The organism is Labrenzia sp. THAF191a (genome assembly GCF_009363335.1).
Classification (GTDB): Bacteria; Pseudomonadota; Alphaproteobacteria; order Rhizobiales; family Stappiaceae; genus Roseibium; species Roseibium algicola.
The window spans coordinates 1,100,515-1,120,927 of record NZ_CP045333.1; the positions used below are offsets into that span (position 1 = coordinate 1,100,515).

Here is a 20,413-nt window from a genome sequence, read left to right on the forward strand (position 1 = left end):
CAATAGGCTAATTGTTGCGGCGTTCAGCCTGGTTCCGGGCCTGTCTGTTTTCTCCCGGTGTGCCGCCGCTCCTGCCCGGTGAATCGCTGCTCTGGCCGGGTGCGTTTGCACTGTTTCCGCGAGAGCCGCCGGAGAATCTTTCTCCCGCGTTGCCGACAGCATTGCTGTTGCCCGGATTGTTGGGAACACCCGCACTCGCAGGCGCACTGCCAGATTGTGCCGCCGGTTCTGGTGAACTGGAGACGGAATTGCTCGGTTCTGGGCTGTTCGAACCTGGGCTGTTCGACACGGGGCTGTTCGGGTTCTCGGTTGGTTGTCGCGGACTGAAGAGGGCGCGGAAAATGTTCCTGGGTTGCTGCTCGGGAGCCCGATCAGGTGCCAGTCTTGCATTTTTCACGGTGCATCCAGACCCGCGCTGCCTGAACTGTCGGTTCAGGTTCGACTCATTTACAAGTAGCGGAAAGAGTGACTTCGACCGATTTCGGAGCGAATCCGAATTCAGCCGATCCTTTTTCACGCCGCGCCGACCGATAAGGACATAGTCACACCGGTTTCTGACCAACTGGCAACGCCCGCTCCTGTCGCACGCGTTGATCGCACCGCGCAACAGGGCGACATTGGTTCCCTGAGGCGTGATGGTCACATCGAAAGCCGTGCCCCGCACGCCGATCGTGCCATTCGGCGTCCGGATACTGTAGGCGGAAGACTTGCTGCGCCCGCTGATGAAGCGGAAGGCGCCGCGCGTTGCACTAACGGTAAGCTTGCTAACAGTCTGACCCGTGATCACGAAGTCATCGATCTTCACATCCGCATTGGGGCCGACAACAATCTTGGTGCCGTCGATCAGCCGGATTTGTGCGTTTCCGCTGGAATTTGCCCGCAACCGGTCGTCCCTGAAAATGGATGTGTTTGATGCCAAGATGCGGGGGTCACTTCCCCCCGTCGCTTTGACGGTCTTTCTTGCATCAACGGTTATGCCAACCTTATCGGCCAAGGACACCGACGAATAAAAGATGGACAACGATAAAACTATTAAAACCGGGGCAAACCTCATAGCTCCCACTCCGGCCCGACCGATGGAATTTTACCACATCCTTAACCAATTAACGAATCGTTTCCGATTTCCCGACCCAAACACTGTTCTTTTTGTCAAGGTCTATTTTTCTCAGAAACGCGTATTCTAGCGTAGAGTGGGCACCGGACATGGGAATGGTGTCGCGGCACCCGAACAGCTATGTCGGTCAGGGGCATGCCGGTGGGAAAGACACTTTTCAACTTGCTACGCAACAGGCACGTTTTCGTCCTGGGTCTGACGCTGATCCTCCTTTTCGGCGCCCGTGAACTTCGCCTGTCCGATCCCCCGTTCATAGCGTCCCTGCGCTGGATCACCTTCGACACCTATCAGCGTTTCAAACCGAGGGAGGCTCTGGGTCAACCAATCCGGATCATCGACATCGACGAGATGTCGATAGCGCAACTTGGCCAATGGCCTTGGCCGCGTACGCAGATTGCCAAACTTCTGGAGCGTATTCAGAACCTGGGAGCTGCCTGCGCCGCCTTTGACATGGTGTTTTCCGAGCCCGACCGGACAGGACCGGCGGGGTTCTTGCGGGAGCTGGAAGAACGCGGCTGGCCCGGCCGCGACGCGATCAAGCCACTGCTCTCGGGAATACCCGACAATGATGCCGTTTTCGTTCAGTCAATGGCCGGGCTGCCAACGATCCTCGGGTTTTTCAACGAACCGAGGTCGGCAATGGGGCTGCCCGATGCCAAGGCTGCCTATGTCGTCCTCGGGGAAGATCCGATACCGCTCCTCGACCCGATCAGAGGCAGCGTGATGAGCCTGCCGCCCTATCAGGCTGTCGCGGAGGGAAGTGGTACGATTTCCCTTGGGCAGGCGGATTCCGACGGGGTGGTGCGCCAGGTTCCAATGTTCATTGCCGGCCTGAACGGTGAAATCTATCCGGCCCTGGCACTTGAGACGCTTCGTGTCGCACTTGGCGACAAGACCTTTGTTCTCAAGACTTCGGAAGCGAGCGGCGAGTTCAGTGCAGGAACACTCGCCATGACCGAATTCAAGGTCGGAGAGTTCCAGGTTCCGGTGACGGCCAATGGCCATCTGCTGATCTATTATACGCGCAATGACCCGTCTCTCTATCTTTCTGCGAGGGATCTTCTGAACCTGTCGGACGAGGAGCTGGCCCCCCTGATCGAAGGCCATATCATTCTCTTCGGATCGTCAGCCGCCGGATTGCGAGACATCAGGCTCACGGCTCTCGGCGAGAGTGTTCCGGGTGTTTTCATGCATCAGCAGATCATTGATCAGATCCTGTCAAATTCGTTTCTCAACCGTCCCGACTGGGCGACCGGAGCCGAAATCGCGGCGTTGTTCATCGTGACACTCATCATCGGCGCCATATTGCCGTCAACGGGCGCGATCCCATCGGCTGCCGTTGGCGCTGTCCTGAGCGCAGCAGTTAGCGGCGGAAGCTGGTTTGCCTTTTCCAGCTATGGCCTCCTTCTGGATCCGGTCTTCCCCATGCTGGTTTCAGGGCTTATTTTTCTTCTGACCACAATCTTGATGTTTGCCTTCGCGGAGCGGGAAAAGCGGTTTGTCCGAAGGGCGTTCCAGCGCTATCTCGCACCGGACTTGCTCAGAAAGCTGGAAGAACAGCCTCACACACTGCGCCTTGGCGGCGAAATCCGCGACATGACGATGATGTTCATGGACGTGAGGGGGTTTACGCCGATATCCGAAAATCTGCCCCCCGAAGACGTGGTCGCGTTCCTGAACCGTCTCCTGTCTCCACTATCGGAATGCATCCAGAAACGGGAAGGCGCAATCGACAAATATATTGGCGATTCAATCATGGCGTTCTGGAACGCGCCGCTTGACGTTGCCGATCATCCGGTCAAGGCCGCCCATGCAGCGCTGGACATGATAAAAATCGTCAAGGAACTCAACGACCGTGATGCCTTTGGCTTCAAGTCCGGACCCCATAAATTGGGTGACGTCCACATTGGCATCGGCCTGAACAGCGGACCTGGTTGCGTTGGCAACATGGGATCGAGTTCGCGGTTCAACTACTCGGTCATCGGTGACGCCGTCAACGTTGCGTCCAGGATCGAGGCATCCTGCAAGCAGGTCGGCTGGCCCATTTTGCTGTCGCAGACAACTGCCACCGCGTGCAAGTCCATGGCGCTTCTGGAAGCAGGGTCGATTACACTCAAGGGCAAGGCTCAGCCCGCGACTCTTTACGCGCTTGTCGGCGATGAGACACTTGCCTGCACGAATGAGTGGCAGGCTTTGGTAAGGCGGCACAGGGAACTTATCGAAGGACGCTCGCGCGTCGCCAGTCGCGCTGAGATCGAACGCCTTGTGAACGCCTGTCTCGCGGTGGCTCCGGTCGACTTGAGCGCCTTCTACGACAGTTTCATGCCGTCACCCATCATCGAGGAACTTGCCGGGGAGTAGCGCCTGCAGTGCATTCTCGCAAGATGCATGCGGGGTTAATCGTCGCCAGCCCCACGGTCGTTTCCGGCGGTTTCAGGCAACAGCCACCAGATGCCGGTCGCCGACATCATGGTAACGCACCCGCTCGACCGATTGCCCAAGCGGCAGCACCGGTGAGGGGATTTCGCCCGTCGGTACATCGAAAACGGTGCGCCGGCGCTTGGGATCGGGGATCGGCACGGCCTTCAACAGTCGCTTGGTATAGTCGTGCTGCGGGTTTTCGAACACCTGACGGCGCGTTCCCATCTCCACGATCTGGCCGAGATACATGACCGCGATCCGATGCGAGACCTGCTCGACAACCGCCATGTCGTGGGAAATGAACAGGTAGGCGAGGCCAAGATCCTCCTGCAGTTCCTGCAGTAGATCCAGAACACGGGCCTGCACCGAAACATCGAGCGCCGAGACGCTTTCATCCGCGACAATGACCTTGGGCGAAAGCGCCAGTGCGCGGGCAATACAGATGCGCTGGCGCTGACCACCGGAGAATTCGTGGGGATGACGGGTGATCACATCGGCCGGAAGGCCGACCCGGTCGAACAGCGATGCCACCTTGTCCTTCAGGTCCTTGCCCCGCGCCAGACCGTGGATCACCAGTGGTTCGCCGACGATATCGCCGACGGTCATGCGTGGATCGAGGGAGGCATAGGGATCCTGAAAGATCATCTGCATGTCGCGCCTGCGGCGCTGCTGCTCCTGTGCGCTGCCGATGCCGACATGCTGGCCGGCAATCCGGATACTCCCTTCCCAGGGCACCAGGTTCATGAGCGCCTTGCCGATGGTGGACTTGCCGCAGCCGCTTTCGCCGACGAGGCCCAGGGTTTCCCCGGGTGCCAGCGTGAAGGACACGCCTTCGACCGCATGAACACGGGATGTCACCCGGTTGAGCAGGCCGCCATGCAGGTCGAAGCGGACGACAAGGTCTTCCACCTCGAGGACCGGCGCTTCGGGCTGGTCCTTTTTCCGGGCCGCGCTGTCAACACCGGTCATGGCTCCAAGCTTGGGTACTGCCTCCAGAAGGTGCCGTGTGTAGGTGTCCGCCGGACGTTCGAACACGTCTGACGCCGTGCCGCTTTCCACGATGTTGCCGTGGTTCATGACGATCACCCGGTCGGCCATTTCGGCAACGACGCCCATGTCGTGGGTGATCATGATGACCGCCGTGCCGAAATCGCGCTGCAGGTCGCGGATCAGCTGCAGGATCTGTGCCTGGATCGTCACGTCGAGCGCCGTCGTCGGCTCATCGGCAATCAGCACCTTCGGATTGCAGGCCAGCGCCATGGCGATCATCACCCGCTGGCGCATGCCGCCGGAAAGCTCGTGCGGATATTGTTTCAGCCGCCGTGCCGGTTCCGACAGACGCACCGATTCCAGCATTGCCAGAGCGCGCTTGTTGGCTTCACTACCCGAGACATCCTGATGCGCCAGGATCGCCTCACGCAACTGGCGGCCTACCGTCAGCACGGGATTGAGCGAGGTCATCGGCTCCTGGAAAATCATGGCGATGTCGCCGCCGCGAATGCGGCGCATGGCGTCCTCGGGAAGCTTGATCAGGTCCTTGCCCTGAAACAGGACCTCGCCGCCGGAGACCCGGGCCATCGGCTCCGGCAGAAGTCCCATGATGGAAAGAGCCGTGATCGACTTTCCGGATCCGGATTCGCCCGCGATACAAAGGGTTTCACCGCGCTTCAGGTCAAACGACAGGCCCTTGACCACGGTCTTGCGGCCGGAAGGCGTCGCGACGTCCGTGCGCAGATCTCTTACGGAAAGAACAACGTCTTCGGCAACGGCTACATGGTCTGGCTGGCTGGACATCCGGACGCCCTGGTCTTTCTTGAACTCTGGAAAACGGGCGGCGGCGCTGACCGCCGCCCAGCTGTTACTGAAGCACGACCTTCGGGAAGTAGAACGAGACCACCCAGTTGGGCATGTCCACGATTTCCGAAATCCGGAGATCGCCACAGACCGAACACAGCATGTAGGCATCGACCGCGCTGTAGCCGTGACGGGCGCACAGGAGATCGATCATGTTGGAAACGGCTGCCTGGGCGCCTTCGAAGAGATCGCTGCCGATACCGGTGGTGACTTCGTAGCCCATCTCGTCGAGATGGCGGGTCACCGGGCCCGGGGTTTCGAACCGCGGCATCTTGAGATCGGCACCCTTGATCAGGTCCAGCTCGACCACCGTGTTCATCGGGCTTTCGATAGCGGTTCCGCAGACCTCGCCATCGCCCTGCGCCGCGTGGGTGTCGCCGATGGAGAACAGGGCTCCGGCAACTTCCACCGGCAGGTAGAGCGTTGTTCCGGCGGCAAGGTCCCGGATATCAAGGTTGCCACCGACCCGCCGGGGCGGAACGATGGAATGAAGACCCGCTTCCGCCGGGGCGACACCGATGGTGCCGGCAAACGGCTTCAACGGCACCTTGCCAAACGGGGCAAACGCCGAGGTTCCCAGCTTGTCCTTGTCATAGGACCAGATATGCAGAGCCGGATCCTTGAACTGGTCCGCCAGCAAACCGAAACCCGGAATGTTGGCAGTCCAGCCAAAGCCGGAGGGTTTGAACTCGTGGATCTTGACCACCAGCGCATCCCCCGGCTCGGCCCCATCCACATAGATGGGGCCATTGACCGGATTGATCTTGCCGAAATCCAGCGTCGAAACATCCGCGACAGTGCTTTCGGGCGTGAGCTGCCCGGCCGAACTGTCGAGACATTCGAATTCCAGGACCGTGCCAGGTGCCACCGTTTCGGCCGGGGTATTGGAGTTGTCCCAACCGAAGTGGTGCTGTGCCGCGTGGATCGTGTAAGCGGCCTTGCAGTTACTGCACATCTTTCGCCCAAACGTAGTCGTAGTTGACAGGAATGTGGACCGGATCGACGAAGATGGCATCGGGGCCACCCAGCCGCTCGGACCGCATCGTGAAACGCTGCTCGTGGAACACCGGTGCCCAGGCCGCGTCGTCCATCACCGAGATGAAGATCTTGCGCCAGGCTTCCTCACGCTCGGCCTTCTTCGCCGGGTCTGTGATACTGTCGGCAGCCGTGGCCTGCTTGTCCAGCTCCTCGTTGCAGTACCAGGACCAGTTCCACCCGCCCTTGACCGCGCCGGCACAGCCCAGGATCGGGCCATAGAAGTTGGACGGATCCGGGAAGTCGGCGATCCAGGCCATGCCGCCGGACCAGATCATCGGCGCCTGGTCGGGCTCGCCGCCGGCCGCGATCACGTTGGCCTGGGCCAGTGCCTTGATTTCAGCCTTGATGCCGATTTCGGCAAGATCGGCCTGGATGGACTGGGCAATGCGCGGGTTCGGGTCGGTGTTGTAGACATAGAGTTCGGTTTCGAACCCGTCAGCCAGACCGGCCTCGGCCAGAAGCGCCTTGGCGGCTTCCGGGTCATAAGCATATCCGGTGTACTCGTTGTCATAGCCCGGCATGGTGGGCGGCAGCGGCTGGTTTGCCGGGACTGCGCGGCCGTTGATGATGCGCACGACGCGATCCTTGTTGATCGCCATGTTGACGGCCTTGCGCACTTCCAGCTTGTCGAAGGGCGGCATCTTCACGTTCATGGTGACATAGCCGGTGTGCAGCTGGCCGCCTTCGATGATCAGATCCTTGTATTGCGGGTCCTTGGTCACTTCCAGGAACTTCGCCGGGGGAATGCCATCGCCCGGAATATCGGCTTCGCCGCGCTGCAGGCGCAGGAGCGCAACCACCGGCTCCTGGCCGACCTCAAAGGTGATTTCGTCAAGCTTGGGCACACCCGCGCGCCAGTAGTCCTCGTTGCGCTTGAACACCAGGCGCTGGCCGAGCGTCCATTCTTCCAGCGAGAACGCACCGGTACCGACCGGATGCTTGCCGAAGTCAGCGCCAAATTCCTCCACGGCCTCTTTCGGCACGATGGACGAGAAGTTGATGGCCATCACGTGCAGGAAGGTCGCATCCGGGCGGGACAGTTCGATCTTGACCGTATAGGGATCGACGACGGTGACACCTTCCAGGCTGGTGGCATCGCCGGCAGCCACGGCATCAAAGCCCTTGATGGAGCCGAAGAAACCGGCGCCCGGGCTCTGGGTGGCCGGATTGGTGACACGGTCGAGAGAATATTTGACGTCTTCCGCGGTCATCTCGCGGCCGTTGTGGAACTTCACACCTTCGCGCAGCTTGAAGGTGAAGACCGTGCCGTCATCGGAAATCGTGTAGTCCTCGGCCAGGTCCGTCATCAGGTTGGTGGTGCCGGGTTCATAGTCCATCAGGCCGTCGAACAGGCTCTTGATCATCGACCAGTTCTGCCAGTCGTACCCAATTGCCGGATCAAGCGTCGAGACGTCGTCCTTGTAGGTGACGATCATCGATCCGCCCTGCTTGATGTCGTCCGCCAGAGCGGATGCCGATGTCAGGGCGGTGGCGGCGAGAAGGGCGGCGGCCCCTGCCAATACTGTCTTCTTCATAGTCCAACCTCCGGTTCTTACGGTGAAGTGCCGGGCCGCTCTGAAGGCGGTTTTCCGGCGGTTGCCGCGCGTCAGCGCAGCTTGATCCTCGGATCAATCAGGGGAGCGATCAGGTCGGCAAGGAAATTGCCGAGCACGATCGCGAATGCGGACACGAGCGTGACGCCCATGATGATGGGAATATCGACCCGCTGGATGGCCTGCCAGGCGAGCTGGCCGATGCCCGGCCAGCCGAACACGCTTTCAACCACCACGATGCCGCTCATGAAGAGGCCGATATCGATCCCGATCATGGCGATGATCGGCAGTAAGGCGTTGGGAAGGGCATGGCCGAACAGGACCTGCCAGCGTTTCAGGCCTTTGGCGCGCGCCGTGCGGATGAAGTCCTGGCGCAGCACGTCGATCATGGACGAGCGCATCATGCGCGAGTACCAGCCGGCGCCCAGGAACCCGAGGGTCAACGACGGCAGCACCATGTGCATGAAGGTGCCGTAACCGCCGATGGGGAACCACCCGAGCTGCACCGAAAAGACGTAGAGCAGCAGGATGCCGATCACGAACTGGGGCGAGGAAACCCCGACGAAGGAAAGGACCATGAGGCTCGTATCTGTCGCCGTGTTCCGGCGCAGGGCTGCGACGAGCCCCATGGTAAGTCCGATCGCCAGTTCGCAGACGATGGCACCGACCATGAGAAGGAGCGTTGCCGGCAGACGCGACCAGATGAGCGCGCCCACTTCCGTCTTCTGCAGGTAGGAGCGGCCGAGATCGCCCTGCAGCAGACCGGTCAGATAACGGAAGTACTGCTGGTAAAACGGCAGGTTCAGACCAAGCTGTTCGCGAATGTTCTCGACCGTCTGCGCGGTGGCGCTGCGGCCGGCGATCTGGCGGGCCGGATCGGCCGGGATCAGATAGAGCAGGACGAAGGTCAGGAAGGTGATGCCGATTAGGATCAGCACGGACTGGAACACCCGGCGCAGAATATAACCACCCATGATCAGTGCCTCCCCTTCTGTGTCGGGTCGAGCACCTCACGCAGGGCGTCGCCCAGAAGGTTGAAGCCCAGCGCCAGCGCGATGATGGCAATACCCGGGAAGAACACCAGCCAGGGCGCCGAGGTGAAATAGGTCTGGTTTTCGTAGATGATGTTGCCCCAGGAAGGGGTCGGCGGCTGTACGCCGATGCCAAGATAGCTGAGCGTTGCCTCCAGCAGCACTGTCGTCGAGATGCCCAGCGTGCCGAAGACGACGATGGTCGACAGAAGGTGCGGCAGGATGTGGCGGAACAGGATACGGAAGAGGCCTGCGCCCATGGCCCGTTCGGCCAGGATGAATTCGCGCTCCGACAGCGACCTGGTTTCGGTATAGACGACACGCGCCATCTGCACCCAGTTGACCATGGCGATCACCATGGCAACGATCCAGAGCGAGGGTCTGAACAGGGCCGCCAGGGTGATGGCAAGCAGCAGCGCCGGGAAGGCCATCATCAGGTCGGTGAAGCGCATCAGCACCGTTTCCACCCAGCCACGGAAAAAACCGGCGAGGATGCCGACAAAGGCACCGACCGCAACGGCGATCCCGTTGGCGACGACCCCGATGATCAGCGAGGTCTGCGCGCCGTAGATCAGACGTGACAGGAGATCGCGCCCGAGCAGATCCGTGCCCAGCCAGAAGGTTTCGCCCGGAGGCAGGGGCGCGCCCTCCAGGGTCAGCCCTTCGAAGAACTGTTCCGCCGGGTCGAAAGGCGCGACAAAGGGGGCAAAGACTGCGGCCCCGACGATTACACCGACCAGGGCCAGGGCAAAGACGGCGAGTTTCCTTTCCAGGAGACGACGCCAGACGCCTTTCGGTATCTCGGGTGCGGCGGTTTTCACGGTGTCTGGCATTGCTTCAGGCTTCACGTCGGCCGGCATTCTGCCCTCCTGAACGCGCCAGCAGATCAAGCGCAACGTCTTCCATGGTTTGCCGGCTCGCCATCGCCATGTCCTGAAGAAGTTTGTAGGCGGTATCGGCGTCGCTGCCCTGGTGCTGCATCAGAAGCAGGATGGCTTCGGCCACCTGAGGCCGACAGGCAAGGCGGGCTTCCAGTTTCGCGATCCTTTCCTCCGATGCGCGGCGCATGGCAAAGGTTCGCGTGGCAACGACAAGCGCGCCGTAGACACCACTGGAGGCGATGGGCTTGCTCAGATGGGCAATGGCACCGCGCCGGATGGCCCATTCGACCCGCCCGGGAGCCTCGCTGCCCATCAGTGCGATCATCGGCATCGGGTGTTCCTCAACCGGCCAGGGGAACTGGGCATCGTGACCGGCATCGGCGTCGAAGATCACCAGATCGGCTTGCCTTGCTTCCTCGGGAAGTTCCGGCCAGGCGGTCGACACCGCAATGCCGAGACGGTCGAGCTGCCGGCACACGGCATCCCTGTCGGAATGCGGCTTGTGCAGCACAGTCGCGGACCAACCGCGGAAACTCGGGGTGCGGAACAGGCTGCTCATGACGACACCAGCCTCAGTCTCGGCGAATTGCCGTTGTCCGGTACCGGTGTATCACCAGATGAACCGGTGTTGCTTTCCAGCGGGTCATAGTGAACCAGATAGGGATCCGGCGCCAATGGGCCGGACGTCTTTTCGATGATGCGGAACCGGGAGCGGATGCGCTCGGGCCCGGTGGTTTCCACCACCGCGATCAACGGCTGCAGGTAAGCGTGCTGCGTTTGCGGATCGATCCGGATGTCGCGCAACGGCGTCCGGTGCGGTCGGCGGCACAATTCCGCCAGGACATGATCCGGTGCATCCGAACCACAGGCCTCGATAGCGCGGGCGAGCAGCCAGACGGCCTCATAGGGGCCGACGAACATGGACGAAATCGACGCATCCGGGCCGCGCAAGCCTTCCAGCCGGCTCAAGAAATCCTCGTTTTCCGGCGTATCCAGCGTTTCGAAGTATGTCGAGGTGGACACAAGGCCCTCGGCGGCAGCCCCCAGGATCGGCAGCTCGGCTTCCGTCAGATTGCAACTGAGGATCGGGCATCGGTTCGGCGCAAAGGCGGGATCTTCCTTCGCAAGCCTCTTCATGGCGCGCAGGAAGGCGTAGCTGCTTTCGCCGATCAGGTTGTTGAAGATGAAGTCCGGCCGTTTTTCGCGGATTTCAACAATCAGATGGTCGATGTTCTCGTCGCCGATGGCGACATAACGCTCGCCCAGAACTTCGCCGTCACACCCGGCCAGAAGTTCGCGGGCAATGCGGTTGGTTTCCCAGCCCCAGATGTAGTTGGACCCGAGAAGGAAAGCCCGGCGGCCGGATTCCGGAACGATGTGGCGGAAAAGCGGAACCACGCCCTGGTTCGGGCAAGCGCCTGTGTAGACCACACGATCATGGCTTTCGAAGCCCTCATAAGGCGTGGTGTACCAGAGCAGCCCGCGGCCACGCTCCATCACCGGCAAGACTTCCTTGCGGGAGGAGGAGGTCTGGGTGCCGATGATGTGCCGGCAGCCGGCCTCACGCATCATCCTGTCCGCTTCGACGGCGTAGTTTTCGGCAGAACCCTTCGGGTCACCATCCACGCGCAGGAAACGGAAATCGAACAAGCCTGAGGCGTTGATTTCATCAATGGCGATCCGGGCACCCCAATAGCCTTCCTGCCCGATCGCGGCATAAGAACCGGATTTCGAAAACAGAACGCCAACCGGTATTTCACCAAAGGCCATGTATTACCCTGCCCTTCAGCCGAACGATGCAAACCGCGGGGGCTGAACATAAAAAAACCCCGACCCGCAGGTGGTCACCTGCGACAGATCGGGGCGCAATTGCCGTGCGGCTGAACGATTGCCGCTATTTCGATATCAGGATCGCCGAAGAAAAAAATCTTGTCAATCGCCGCAAAGCTCAAAGATCAGCCACGCATAAAATTTCGCCACAAGTGACAACGGCGACAAACGGCCTCCTATGAACCAATTCCGGGAGTTTCGCCAACCGGGAGCTAGAGCATCAAAAATCACTCTTTTTCTTGAAAAGAATGGCAAATTTTCTCCCGAACCAAGCAACAATCAACCCCTTGATGAAGGGGATGCAATACAAAATTTCGCCTCGGGAGATAACCTGACGAAAATAGCGGAACCGATTAAAATTTGTTCCCCAGCACAAATTTCAGGCAAGCACCTCGCAAAGTCTTTTCCCAAAGGTGTCCCCTTCAGGCCTCGCTGAGGCTTTTCTTCACATTCTACATATAGTTACAGAAATTCTGACTGAAGCCTTGCCGTTAAAGTCCTGAACTCTCAAGCCCGGTCCGAAACCCGCATCGGGCACATCTTGGCAAAATGCACTACTTGCACAGCTAAAAATATCGCGCCAATAATGCGACCAATTCAAATTGGTTCGAATTGGTATGGCATGAGCGGCACCGACAAACCTTCGCAGCGCAACTCCAGCATGGCTTTGGAACGACTTCGGATCATCGTGGACCAGCTCACGGCTGAGGGCGTGGAACAGCTTCCCACCGAGCGTGAATTGTCCGAAACCATCGGTGTCGGCCGCAGGGCCGTACGCCGGGCGCTGGAAGTGCTTGAAACCGAAGGCAAGATCTGGCGCAGGCAGGGAGCGGGAACCTTCATCGGCAGCGAACCTGCACAGCCGGAAAAGCAGATCCTGTCGCTGCACGAAAACTCCAACATGCTCGAAGTCATGGAAGTCCGGTTGCAGATAGAGCCGGTGCTGGCCCGGCTGGCCGCGCTGCGCGCCGCGCCTTCCGATATTGCCGCCATGAGCGACCTTGCGGACCGCGTCGGCAAGGCCGAGGACATGGACAGCCGCGAACTTTGGGACAGCGCCCTGCACCGGGCCATTGCACGGGCAGCACGCAACACACTGTTCCTGGCACTTTTCGACGTTGTGGACCGGGTCCGGCAGGACACCGCCTGGCGCCATGTGCGCGAAGCGTTGAGAACCGACGATGCCCTGACACTGTACCGGGCGCAGCATGTCGACATCATCGCGGCCATTGCCAACCGGGACCCAATCGCCGCGGAAAAGACCATGCGCGCCCACCTGCTGGCGCTGCAGGAGCGTCTCCTTTTCCAGAGTGCAAGCGAGGCGGCAAATGCCGACTGAGGCCCCCGTTCTTGAGGTTCAGGACCTCTCGCTCCGTTTCAAGGGTGCCCCGGCAAACATCGTCGACGGTCTGTCCTTTGCCGTTCGTCCGGGCGAAACCCTGTGCATCGTCGGAGAAAGCGGCTGTGGCAAGTCGGTGACCGCCCTGTCGCTGATGGGCCTGCTGCCCCGCGGAGTTGCCCGGGTCATGTCCGGCACGGCAACTTTCGCTGGGCAGGACCTTCTGGCCCTGCCAGAGCGCGCTCTCGCCGACCTGCGCGGTGACCGTATTTCCATGATCTTCCAGGAGCCGATGACCTCGCTCAATCCGTCTTACAGGATCGGCGACCAGATATCGGAAATCGTGCTGCGTCATCGCCCGGTGAACCGTGTGCAGGCCCGCGCAAGGGCGCTGGAAATGCTGGAACGGGTCAAGATTCCGGCCGCTTCCAGCCGGCTGGACGATTACCCGCATGAGCTTTCCGGCGGTATGCGTCAGCGCGTCATGATTGCCATGGCACTTGCCAACGACCCGGTTCTGCTGATCGCCGACGAGCCGACCACCGCGCTGGACGTGACCATCCAGGCTCAGATCATCGACCTGATCGAAGACCTGCAGAAGGAGAGCGGAACGGCGCTGATCATGATCACACATGATCTGGGCGTCGTCGCCGAAATCGCCGACCGCGTCTGTGTGATGTACGCGGGGCGCGCGGTGGAGGAAGGCCCGGTCGCCGCAATTTTCGACGATCCGCAACACCCCTACACCATCGGCCTGATGAGCTCCGTGCCGTCGGTCGGGCCCCGGTCCGGCAGGCTGGCAACCATTGGCGGCATGGTGCCTGCCATCGACAACATGCCGTCCGGGTGCCGGTTCACACCGCGCTGCCCCTTTGCCGGAACCGGCTGCGATACGACGCCGGAACTTGTCGAACTTGGCACATCTCACCGGGCCGCCTGCCATTACGCCCCCTTGGAACGCGCATTTGCGGAGGCAGCCGGATGAGCCTGCCAACCCGGGACAAGATCATCGAGACGCGCGCCGTCACCAAGCGCTTCGGCGGCCGCAAGAGCCTTTTCAGGCCGGCAACCTCGGTCAGTGCCGTCAACGGTGTATCGCTGACCATCAAACGTGGAGAAACCTTCTCCATCGTAGGAGAAAGCGGCTGCGGGAAATCCACGCTGGCGCGTCTTCTCGTCCGCCTGCTGACACCTTCGGACGGTGCGGTTCTTTACGACGGCAACGACATTTCCGCCCTGTCCGAACAGGAAATGCGCCGGTTGCGGAAAGACCTGCAGTTCGTATTCCAGGACCCGTTTTCATCGCTCAATCCGCGCATGACCGTCGGCGCGCTGATCGAGGAACCGATGAAGGTTCACACGGCGCTGACCCGTACCGAAAGGCGGCAGAAGGTCGCCGAGCTTCTGAACAGGGTCGGTTTGCGTCCAGCCTTTGCCAACCGCTATCCGCACGAATTTTCCGGCGGCCAGCGCCAGCGCATCGGCATTGCCCGGGCGCTTGCCAGCGGTCCCAAGGTGATCGTCGGTGATGAACCCGTTTCGGCACTGGATGTTTCGGTGCAGGCCCAGGTCATCAATCTTCTGGAAGACCTGAAGTCGGAATTCGACCTGACGCTGATCCTGATTGCCCACGATCTGGCGGTCATCCGCCACATGAGCGACCGGGTGGCTGTCATGTATCTGGGCGAAATCGTCGAGTTGGCGCCGAACGATGCGCTCTTCGACAAGCCGTTGCATCCCTACACCCAGGCCCTGATGCGCGCGATCCCGATTGCCTCACCCCATGGGCGGTCGATGAAGGCCGCTCTCCTGGGCGACGTGCCCTCGCCGCTGGATCCGCCTTCAGGCTGCCGTTTCCATCCGCGTTGTCCGCACGCAACCGACCTTTGCAGCCGGGAGAAACCGACGCCAGCCAATGCTGCCGGTGACCGGACCGTCGCCTGTCACCACTGGGAAAAGATTGCAGACGATGCCCAGCCCCCGGTTCAGGAACCGCCAAGGAGCCCCAATGCGGAAAAGCGCTTCGCGCTGTTCCGGACCCGAAGTCAACAAAAAGAGCCGACGACGGCCGCAAGACCATAAATCGAGCCCTTCCGAGAGGAGTACAAACATGCGTAAGGATTTCCTTGCCGCGCTGCTGCTCAGCGCAACGACCCTGGCCACGGCCGCCCAAGCCGCCGATCTTCGTATCGGCCTGCAGGACGATGCCGATGTGCTGGATCCCGATCAGTCCCGGACCTTTGTCGGCCGTATCGTCTACACCTCGCTGTGCGACAAGCTGGTGGACATCACGCCGGACCTGGAAATCATCCCGCAGCTGGCCACCGGCTGGACCTGGTCCGACGACGGCAAGGTTCTGACCATGGACCTGCGCGAAGGCGTGACCTTCCACGACGGCACGCCCTTTGACGCGGAAGCTGTGAAAGCCAACATCGAGCGCTCGAAGACCCTTCCGGAAAGCCGCCGCAAGAGTGAAGTCAAGTCCATCGAAGGCGTGGAAGTTTCCGGCCCGCTGCAAGTCAAGATCAGCCTCGCCTCGCCGGATGCAACGCTGCTGGCCCAGTTTGCCGACCGCGCCGGCATGATGGTTTCCCCGACCGCCGCAGAAGCCGCCGGCGCCGACTTCGGCAACAACCCGGTCTGTTCCGGCCCGTTCAAGTTCGTTGAACGCGTCCAGCAGGACCGCATCGTTCTGTCCAAGTTCGACGGCTACTGGAACAAGGATGCCATCAACTTCGACACCGTCACTTTCCTGCCGATCCCCGATACAACCGTGCGTCTCGCCAACCTGCGCTCCGGTGATATCGACATGCTGGAACGCCTTGCTGCAACCGACGTCGCCTCTGTAAAGGGCGATGCCAACCTCGGCTTCGCGGAAGCCGTCAGCCTTGGCTACCAGGGCATCACGGTCAACCTCAACAACGGCGAGAAGGGTGACAACCCGTTCGGCAACGAGCCGAAGATCCGCCAGGCCTTCAGCCTTTCGCTCGACCGTGACGCGATCAACCAGGTTGTCTTCGAAGGCGCCTTTGCACCCGGCAACCAGCCGTTCCCGCCGACCAGCCCCTGGTACGACAAGGACTATCCGGTTCCGGCACGGGATGTCGAAAAGGCAAAGGCCCTGCTGAAGGAAGCCGGTTATGACAGCCTCGACGTCGAAGTGCAGGTGGCCAACAACCCCGTGCAGACGCAGATGATGCAGGTTGTTCAGTCGATGGCGGCGGAAGCCGGTTTCAACGTCAAACTGAAGTCGATGGAATTCGCCAGCCTGCTGGCGGACCAGTCCGCGGGCAACTACCAGGCAAGTCAGGTGGGCTGGTCGGGCCGTGTCGATCCGGACGGCAACATCCACCAGTTCATGACCTGCAAGGGCGGGATCAACGATTCCAAGGTCTGCATTCCGGAAGTCGACAAGCTGCTGGACGAGGCGCGGCAGAGCAACGACACCGCCACGCGCAAGGCCAAGTATGACGCGGCACGGGACATCCTGATCAACGAATTGCCGATCGTCTATCTCTACCACCCGACCTGGATCTGGGCCCTGTCCGGCAAGCTGGAAGGCTTCACCGCCTATCCTGACGGCATGATCCGCCTCGAGAACGTCAAGTTCAAATAACCAGACGCATGACGGGACCCGGCTCTTGCCGGGTCCCGTTCCAAACGGATTTTGCCTGAATGCTGTCCTACATCGTACGCCGGCTGCTCATCGCCATCCCGACGCTCATTCTGGTCTCGGTCTTCGTGTTCGTGCTGCAGAAACTGCTGCCCGGCGACCCGGCGCTCGTGCTTGCCGGCGAAGAACGCGATCCTGAAGTGCTGGCGTTCATCCGCGAGAAATACCGGCTCAACGACCCGATCCTCTACCAGTATTTTTCCTGGATGAAGGCCATGCTGCAGGGCGATCTCGGCATTTCGCTGCGGACCAACCAGCCGGTGACGCAGCTTATCGCCGACAAGCTGCCGGTCACGATCCAGCTCGCGGTGATGGCGATGGTCATCGCCTTCGCCATAGGCATTCCGGCCGGCATCCTGTCCGCGGTGCGCAAGGGAACCGCCGTGGACTACATCGCCAATTTCGTGGCGCTGTCCGGCCTGTCCATCCCGAATTTCTGGCTCGGCATCATGCTGATCATGCTGGTCTCCGTTCACCTGGGCTGGCTGCCGGCCTCCGGCTATGAATCGCCCTTCGTCGATCCGCTGAAATCACTCCAGACCATGATCATGCCCGCCTTCGTGCTGGGCACGGCACTGGCGGCCACATTGATGCGGCACACCCGCTCGGCCATGCTGGGTGTCCTGAAGGCCGACTACGTCCGCACCGCTCGTGCCAAGGGTCTTCGGGAGAACGTGGTCATCCTGAAACACGCGTTCCGCAACGCGCTTCTGCCCATCGTCACCCTGAGCGCCCTGCTCTTCGGCGAATTGCTGGCAGGAGCGGTGCTTACGGAACAGATCTTCACCATTCCGGGCTTCGGCAAGCTGATCGTCGATGCGGTCTTCACTCGCGATTATGCCGTCGTCCAGGGGATCGTCATGTGCACGGCTGCCGGCTTCATCCTGATGAACCTGATTGCCGATGTTCTCTACTTCCTTCTCAACCCGCGCATGAGGAGCAGCCTGTGAGCGCCGTGACCACCGCCGCAGATCCGGCCGAGGAAACCATCCGCCTCGAAAGCCGCGCCTGGAAAAAGCTGAAGGCGAACAAGAGCGCTCTGTTCGGTTTCATCATCGTCGCCTTTTTCATCGGCATAGCGGTTGCCGCGCCGCTGCTGCCCATTGCCGACCCGGCCGCAACCAGCTGGAGCGCCGTGCGCAAGGCGCCTTCCGCGGCCCACTGGCTCGGCACCGACGAGATCGGCCGGGACATTCTCTCGCGCATGATCTGGGGAGCACAGGCCTCACTGATGGCGGGCGTCGTGTCCGTGCTGATCGCCGTGCTGATCGGCGTGCCCTTTGGTCTTCTGTCAGGCTATTTCGGTGGCTGGATCGACCAGGCGATCTCACGGGTTACCGATGCGCTTCTGGCAACGCCCTTTCTCATTCTGGCAATTGCGCTTGCCGCGTTCCTGGGGCCGAGCCTCAGCAACGCCATGATCGCCATCGGCCTGTCGGCCATGCCGATCTTCGTGCGCCTGACACGCGGCCAGGTGCTGTCGGTCAAGACAGAGGACTATGTCGAAGGGGCCCGGGCCATCGGACTCAGCCATTTCGCGATCATGTCCCGCTACATCCTGCCCAACGTGTTTGCTCCGGTTCTGGTCCAGGCGACCCTGACAGTCGCCACCGCGATCATCGCCGAAGCGAGCCTTTCCTTCCTCGGCCTCGGCCAGCAACCGCCCGCACCGAGCTGGGGTTCCATGCTGAACGTTGCCAAGAACTTCATGACCCAGGCGCCCTGGATGGCCTGGTGGCCGGGTGCGGCGATCTTCCTGGTCGTTCTCGGTTTCAACCTGCTTGGCGATGGCCTGCGCGACGCTCTCGACCCGCGCGAAAGCTGACCCGTTTTTTAAAACCCAAAGAGTAACTCATGCCGACTTTTACCACCCGCCCCGAAATCACCGGCACCTTCGGTGTCGTCACTTCCACCCACTGGATCGCAAGCGCCGTCGGCATGAGCATCCTGGAAAAAGGCGGCAATGCCTTTGACGCCGCCGTTGCGACCGGGCTTGTGCTGCAGGTTCTGGAGCCGCATCTGAACGGTCCGGCCGGCGACCTGCCGGTCATCTTCCACAAGGCCGGAACCGGCGAGACCAAGGTCGTCTGCGGCCAGGGCCCGGCGCCGGCGGGAGCCACCATCGACCATTACAAGGCGGAAGGGCTGGATCTCATTCCGGGCAACGGCCTGCTGTCGACCGTCATTCCGGGTGCCTTCGACGGCTGGATGCTGATGCTGCGCGACCACGGCACGTTGAGCCTGCGCGATGTGCTGGAGCCTGCGATCTATTACGCTGAAATCGGCCAGCCCATGTTGCCGGGTGCAGCGGCGACCATCGGCGGGCTGCAGGACTTCTTCCAAAAAGAATGGCCGACGTCCTTCGAGACCTGGGTGCCGGGTGGAAACGTGCCAGAAGCCGGCGAGATGTTCAAAAACCCGGTTCTGGCCCAGACCTGGACGCGGCTCTTGAACGAGGCAGAAAGCCAGTCCGGTCGCGAAAAGCAAATCGACGCGGCACGCGACTGTTTCTACCGCGGCTTCATTGCCGAGGAGATTGCGGCCTTTCTGGAAACCGCCGAGGTGATGGATGGTTCGGGCGCAAAACACAAGGGTGTGCTGACCGCCGACGATCTGGCGACCTGGAGCGCGACTTACGATGATCCGCTCCTGAGCGATTATCACGACTGGACTGTTGCCAAGACCGGCCCATGGGGACAGGGGCCCGTGCTCCTGCAGGCGCTGGCGCTCCTGAAAGGCTTCGACATCGGCGCGATGGACCCGGCTGGTGCCGACTTCGTCCACCATGTGACGGAAGCCATGAAGCTCGCCTATGCGGACCGCGAGGTCTATTACGGCGATCCCGCTTTTGTTGACGTTCCGATGAGCACGCTGCTGTCGGACGACTACAACGATGCGCGGCGCAAACTGATTTCCGACACCGCGTCCTTCGACCTGCGCCCCGGCGTTCTGCCGGGCTTTGAGGATCAGGTCGCTGCCAACATGGCCGTGATTGAACGCGCTGGCATTGCCAACACCGGTCTTTACGAACCGACGATGGCGCATCTTTCCGAGCGGCGGGGCGACACGGTTCATCTCGACATCATCGACCGCTGGGGCAACATGGTTGCCGCGACCCCGTCCGGTGGCTGGCTGCAATCCTCTCCGATCATTCCCGCGCTTGGCTTCTGCCTGAATTCCCGCGCACAGATGTTCTGGCTGGAAGACGGCTTGCCGACCAGCCTGGCGCCCGGCAAACGCCCGCGTACCACGCTGACCCCGAGCCTTGCCTTCCATGAAGGGCGGCCGGCGATGGTGTTCGGCACACCAGGCGGCGACCAGCAGGACCAGTGGCAGCTTTCCCTGTTCCTGCGGCTGGTGCATCACGGCCTCAACCTGCAGGAAGCCATCGATCTGCCGCTGTTCCACACGACCCATTTCCCGACGTCGTTCCACCCGCGCCAGCGTCAGCCGGGACACGTGATGGCTGAGGGCAATTTCAGCTCAGAGACAATCAACCTGCTGCGGGCTCGCGGGCATTCGGTGGAAGTTTCCGGCAACTGGACCATTGGCCGGCTGACCGCTGCCAAGCGCAGCGCGGACGGCGTCCTGAAAGCAGCGGCGACCCCGCGCCTGATGCAGGCCTACGCGGTCGGTCGATAGACGACAGCACAGCCCCGCCGATGCCTTGCACCTATCG

At 61.2% G+C, this 20,413-nt stretch carries 16 protein-coding genes; 8 read left to right on the plus strand and 8 right to left on the minus strand.

Features of this window, described 5'->3' with window-relative positions; genetic code table 11:
* Nucleotides 1–7: 7 nt before the first annotated feature.
* Nucleotides 8–1,054, minus strand: a complete 1,047-nt coding sequence (locus FIV05_RS05070) for a FecR domain-containing protein (protein WP_152508881.1) — start codon at nucleotides 1,052–1,054, stop codon at nucleotides 8–10.
* A gap of 201 nt (nucleotides 1,055–1,255) precedes the next feature.
* On the opposite strand from FIV05_RS05070, the gene FIV05_RS05075 reads away from it, so the two are divergent.
* Nucleotides 1,256–3,475 carry an adenylate/guanylate cyclase domain-containing protein gene (locus tag FIV05_RS05075; RefSeq protein ID WP_173013776.1) on the plus strand — a complete coding sequence of 740 codons (2,220 nt, stop codon included), beginning with the start codon at nucleotides 1,256–1,258 and terminating at the stop codon, nucleotides 3,473–3,475.
* Between the two features lie 72 nt (nucleotides 3,476–3,547).
* Here FIV05_RS05075 and FIV05_RS05080 read toward each other — a convergent pair whose 3' ends face one another.
* From FIV05_RS05080 to FIV05_RS05110, 7 genes are all read right to left on the minus strand, one after another.
* A complete protein-coding gene (locus FIV05_RS05080) occupies nucleotides 3,548–5,329 on the minus strand; it encodes an ABC transporter ATP-binding protein (RefSeq protein ID WP_152508883.1) in 1,782 nt (593 codons plus the stop codon).
* Between the two features lie 64 nt (nucleotides 5,330–5,393).
* Entirely contained in the window at nucleotides 5,394–6,344 is a 951-nt protein-coding gene (locus FIV05_RS05085; RefSeq protein WP_152508884.1) for an acetamidase/formamidase family protein, read from the minus strand.
* Nucleotides 6,334–7,962: an ABC transporter substrate-binding protein gene (locus FIV05_RS05090; RefSeq protein WP_022999314.1), complete on the minus strand. Its 1,629-nt coding sequence runs from the start codon at nucleotides 7,960–7,962 to the stop codon at nucleotides 6,334–6,336. The genes FIV05_RS05085 and FIV05_RS05090 overlap by 11 nt, the downstream gene beginning before the upstream one ends.
* A gap of 71 nt (nucleotides 7,963–8,033) precedes the next feature.
* A complete protein-coding gene (locus tag FIV05_RS05095; protein WP_055656842.1) occupies nucleotides 8,034–8,954 on the minus strand; it encodes an ABC transporter permease in 921 nt (306 codons plus the stop codon).
* A gap of 2 nt (nucleotides 8,955–8,956) precedes the next feature.
* Nucleotides 8,957–9,844: an ABC transporter permease gene (locus tag FIV05_RS05100; RefSeq protein WP_088665254.1), complete on the minus strand. Its 888-nt coding sequence runs from the start codon at nucleotides 9,842–9,844 to the stop codon at nucleotides 8,957–8,959.
* A gap of 4 nt (nucleotides 9,845–9,848) precedes the next feature.
* Nucleotides 9,849–10,451: an ANTAR domain-containing protein gene (locus FIV05_RS05105; protein WP_022999317.1), complete on the minus strand. Its 603-nt coding sequence runs from the start codon at nucleotides 10,449–10,451 to the stop codon at nucleotides 9,849–9,851.
* Nucleotides 10,448–11,662, minus strand: coding sequence for a transporter substrate-binding domain-containing protein (locus tag FIV05_RS05110; RefSeq protein ID WP_152508885.1), 1,215 nt, complete (start codon nucleotides 11,660–11,662; stop codon nucleotides 10,448–10,450). Before FIV05_RS05110 ends, FIV05_RS05105 begins: the two co-directional genes overlap by 4 nt.
* A gap of 682 nt (nucleotides 11,663–12,344) precedes the next feature.
* Between FIV05_RS05110 and FIV05_RS05115 the strand changes: the two genes are divergently transcribed.
* The 7 genes from FIV05_RS05115 to FIV05_RS05145 are packed head-to-tail and all read left to right on the plus strand — an operon-like array spanning nucleotide 12,345 to nucleotide 20,376.
* Entirely contained in the window at nucleotides 12,345–13,061 is a 717-nt protein-coding gene (locus tag FIV05_RS05115; RefSeq protein WP_152508886.1) for an FCD domain-containing protein, read from the plus strand.
* Entirely contained in the window at nucleotides 13,051–14,046 is a 996-nt protein-coding gene (locus tag FIV05_RS05120; RefSeq protein ID WP_152508887.1) for an ABC transporter ATP-binding protein, read from the plus strand. The genes FIV05_RS05115 and FIV05_RS05120 overlap by 11 nt, the downstream gene beginning before the upstream one ends.
* Nucleotides 14,043–15,143 (plus strand): dipeptide ABC transporter ATP-binding protein, encoded by a 1,101-nt coding sequence (locus FIV05_RS05125; protein ID WP_152508888.1) that lies wholly within the window; start codon nucleotides 14,043–14,045, stop codon nucleotides 15,141–15,143. The genes FIV05_RS05120 and FIV05_RS05125 overlap by 4 nt, the downstream gene beginning before the upstream one ends.
* A gap of 28 nt (nucleotides 15,144–15,171) precedes the next feature.
* A complete protein-coding gene (locus FIV05_RS05130) occupies nucleotides 15,172–16,677 on the plus strand; it encodes an ABC transporter substrate-binding protein (RefSeq protein WP_055656829.1) in 1,506 nt (501 codons plus the stop codon).
* 59 nt (nucleotides 16,678–16,736) lie between these two features.
* The gene (locus FIV05_RS05135) at nucleotides 16,737–17,684 is read left to right on the plus strand and encodes an ABC transporter permease (RefSeq protein WP_075284666.1); all 948 of its coding nucleotides are present in this window, start codon (nucleotides 16,737–16,739) and stop codon (nucleotides 17,682–17,684) included.
* 5 nt (nucleotides 17,685–17,689) lie between these two features.
* Nucleotides 17,690–18,559 carry an ABC transporter permease gene (locus FIV05_RS05140; protein WP_075284669.1) on the plus strand — a complete coding sequence of 290 codons (870 nt, stop codon included), beginning with the start codon at nucleotides 17,690–17,692 and terminating at the stop codon, nucleotides 18,557–18,559.
* A gap of 29 nt (nucleotides 18,560–18,588) precedes the next feature.
* Nucleotides 18,589–20,376: a gamma-glutamyltransferase family protein gene (locus FIV05_RS05145; protein ID WP_152508889.1), complete on the plus strand. Its 1,788-nt coding sequence runs from the start codon at nucleotides 18,589–18,591 to the stop codon at nucleotides 20,374–20,376.
* Nucleotides 20,377–20,413 lie beyond the last annotated feature (37 nt).

Excerpts from the sequence above, each read along its gene's own strand:
- FIV05_RS05085 (WP_152508884.1), bottom strand. The coding sequence starts at position 6,344 with ATGTGCAGTAACTGCAAGGCCGCTTACACGATCCACGCGGCACAGCAC.
- FIV05_RS05100 (WP_088665254.1), bottom strand. The coding sequence starts at position 9,844 with ATGCCAGACACCGTGAAAACCGCCGCACCCGAGATACCGAAAGGCGTC.
- FIV05_RS05090 (WP_022999314.1), bottom strand. The coding sequence starts at position 7,962 with ATGAAGAAGACAGTATTGGCAGGGGCCGCCGCCCTTCTCGCCGCCACC.
- FIV05_RS05130 (WP_055656829.1), top strand. The coding sequence starts at position 15,172 with ATGCGTAAGGATTTCCTTGCCGCGCTGCTGCTCAGCGCAACGACCCTG.
- FIV05_RS05105 (WP_022999317.1), bottom strand. The coding sequence starts at position 10,451 with ATGAGCAGCCTGTTCCGCACCCCGAGTTTCCGCGGTTGGTCCGCGACT.
- FIV05_RS05125 (WP_152508888.1), top strand. The coding sequence starts at position 14,043 with ATGAGCCTGCCAACCCGGGACAAGATCATCGAGACGCGCGCCGTCACC.
- FIV05_RS05070 (WP_152508881.1), bottom strand. The coding sequence starts at position 1,054 with ATGAGGTTTGCCCCGGTTTTAATAGTTTTATCGTTGTCCATCTTTTAT.
- FIV05_RS05115 (WP_152508886.1), top strand. The coding sequence starts at position 12,345 with ATGAGCGGCACCGACAAACCTTCGCAGCGCAACTCCAGCATGGCTTTG.
- FIV05_RS05145 (WP_152508889.1), top strand. The coding sequence starts at position 18,589 with ATGCCGACTTTTACCACCCGCCCCGAAATCACCGGCACCTTCGGTGTC.
- FIV05_RS05110 (WP_152508885.1), bottom strand. The coding sequence starts at position 11,662 with ATGGCCTTTGGTGAAATACCGGTTGGCGTTCTGTTTTCGAAATCCGGT.
- FIV05_RS05095 (WP_055656842.1), bottom strand. The coding sequence starts at position 8,954 with ATGGGTGGTTATATTCTGCGCCGGGTGTTCCAGTCCGTGCTGATCCTA.
- FIV05_RS05080 (WP_152508883.1), bottom strand. The coding sequence starts at position 5,329 with ATGTCCAGCCAGCCAGACCATGTAGCCGTTGCCGAAGACGTTGTTCTT.
- FIV05_RS05135 (WP_075284666.1), top strand. The coding sequence starts at position 16,737 with ATGCTGTCCTACATCGTACGCCGGCTGCTCATCGCCATCCCGACGCTC.
- FIV05_RS05120 (WP_152508887.1), top strand. The coding sequence starts at position 13,051 with ATGCCGACTGAGGCCCCCGTTCTTGAGGTTCAGGACCTCTCGCTCCGT.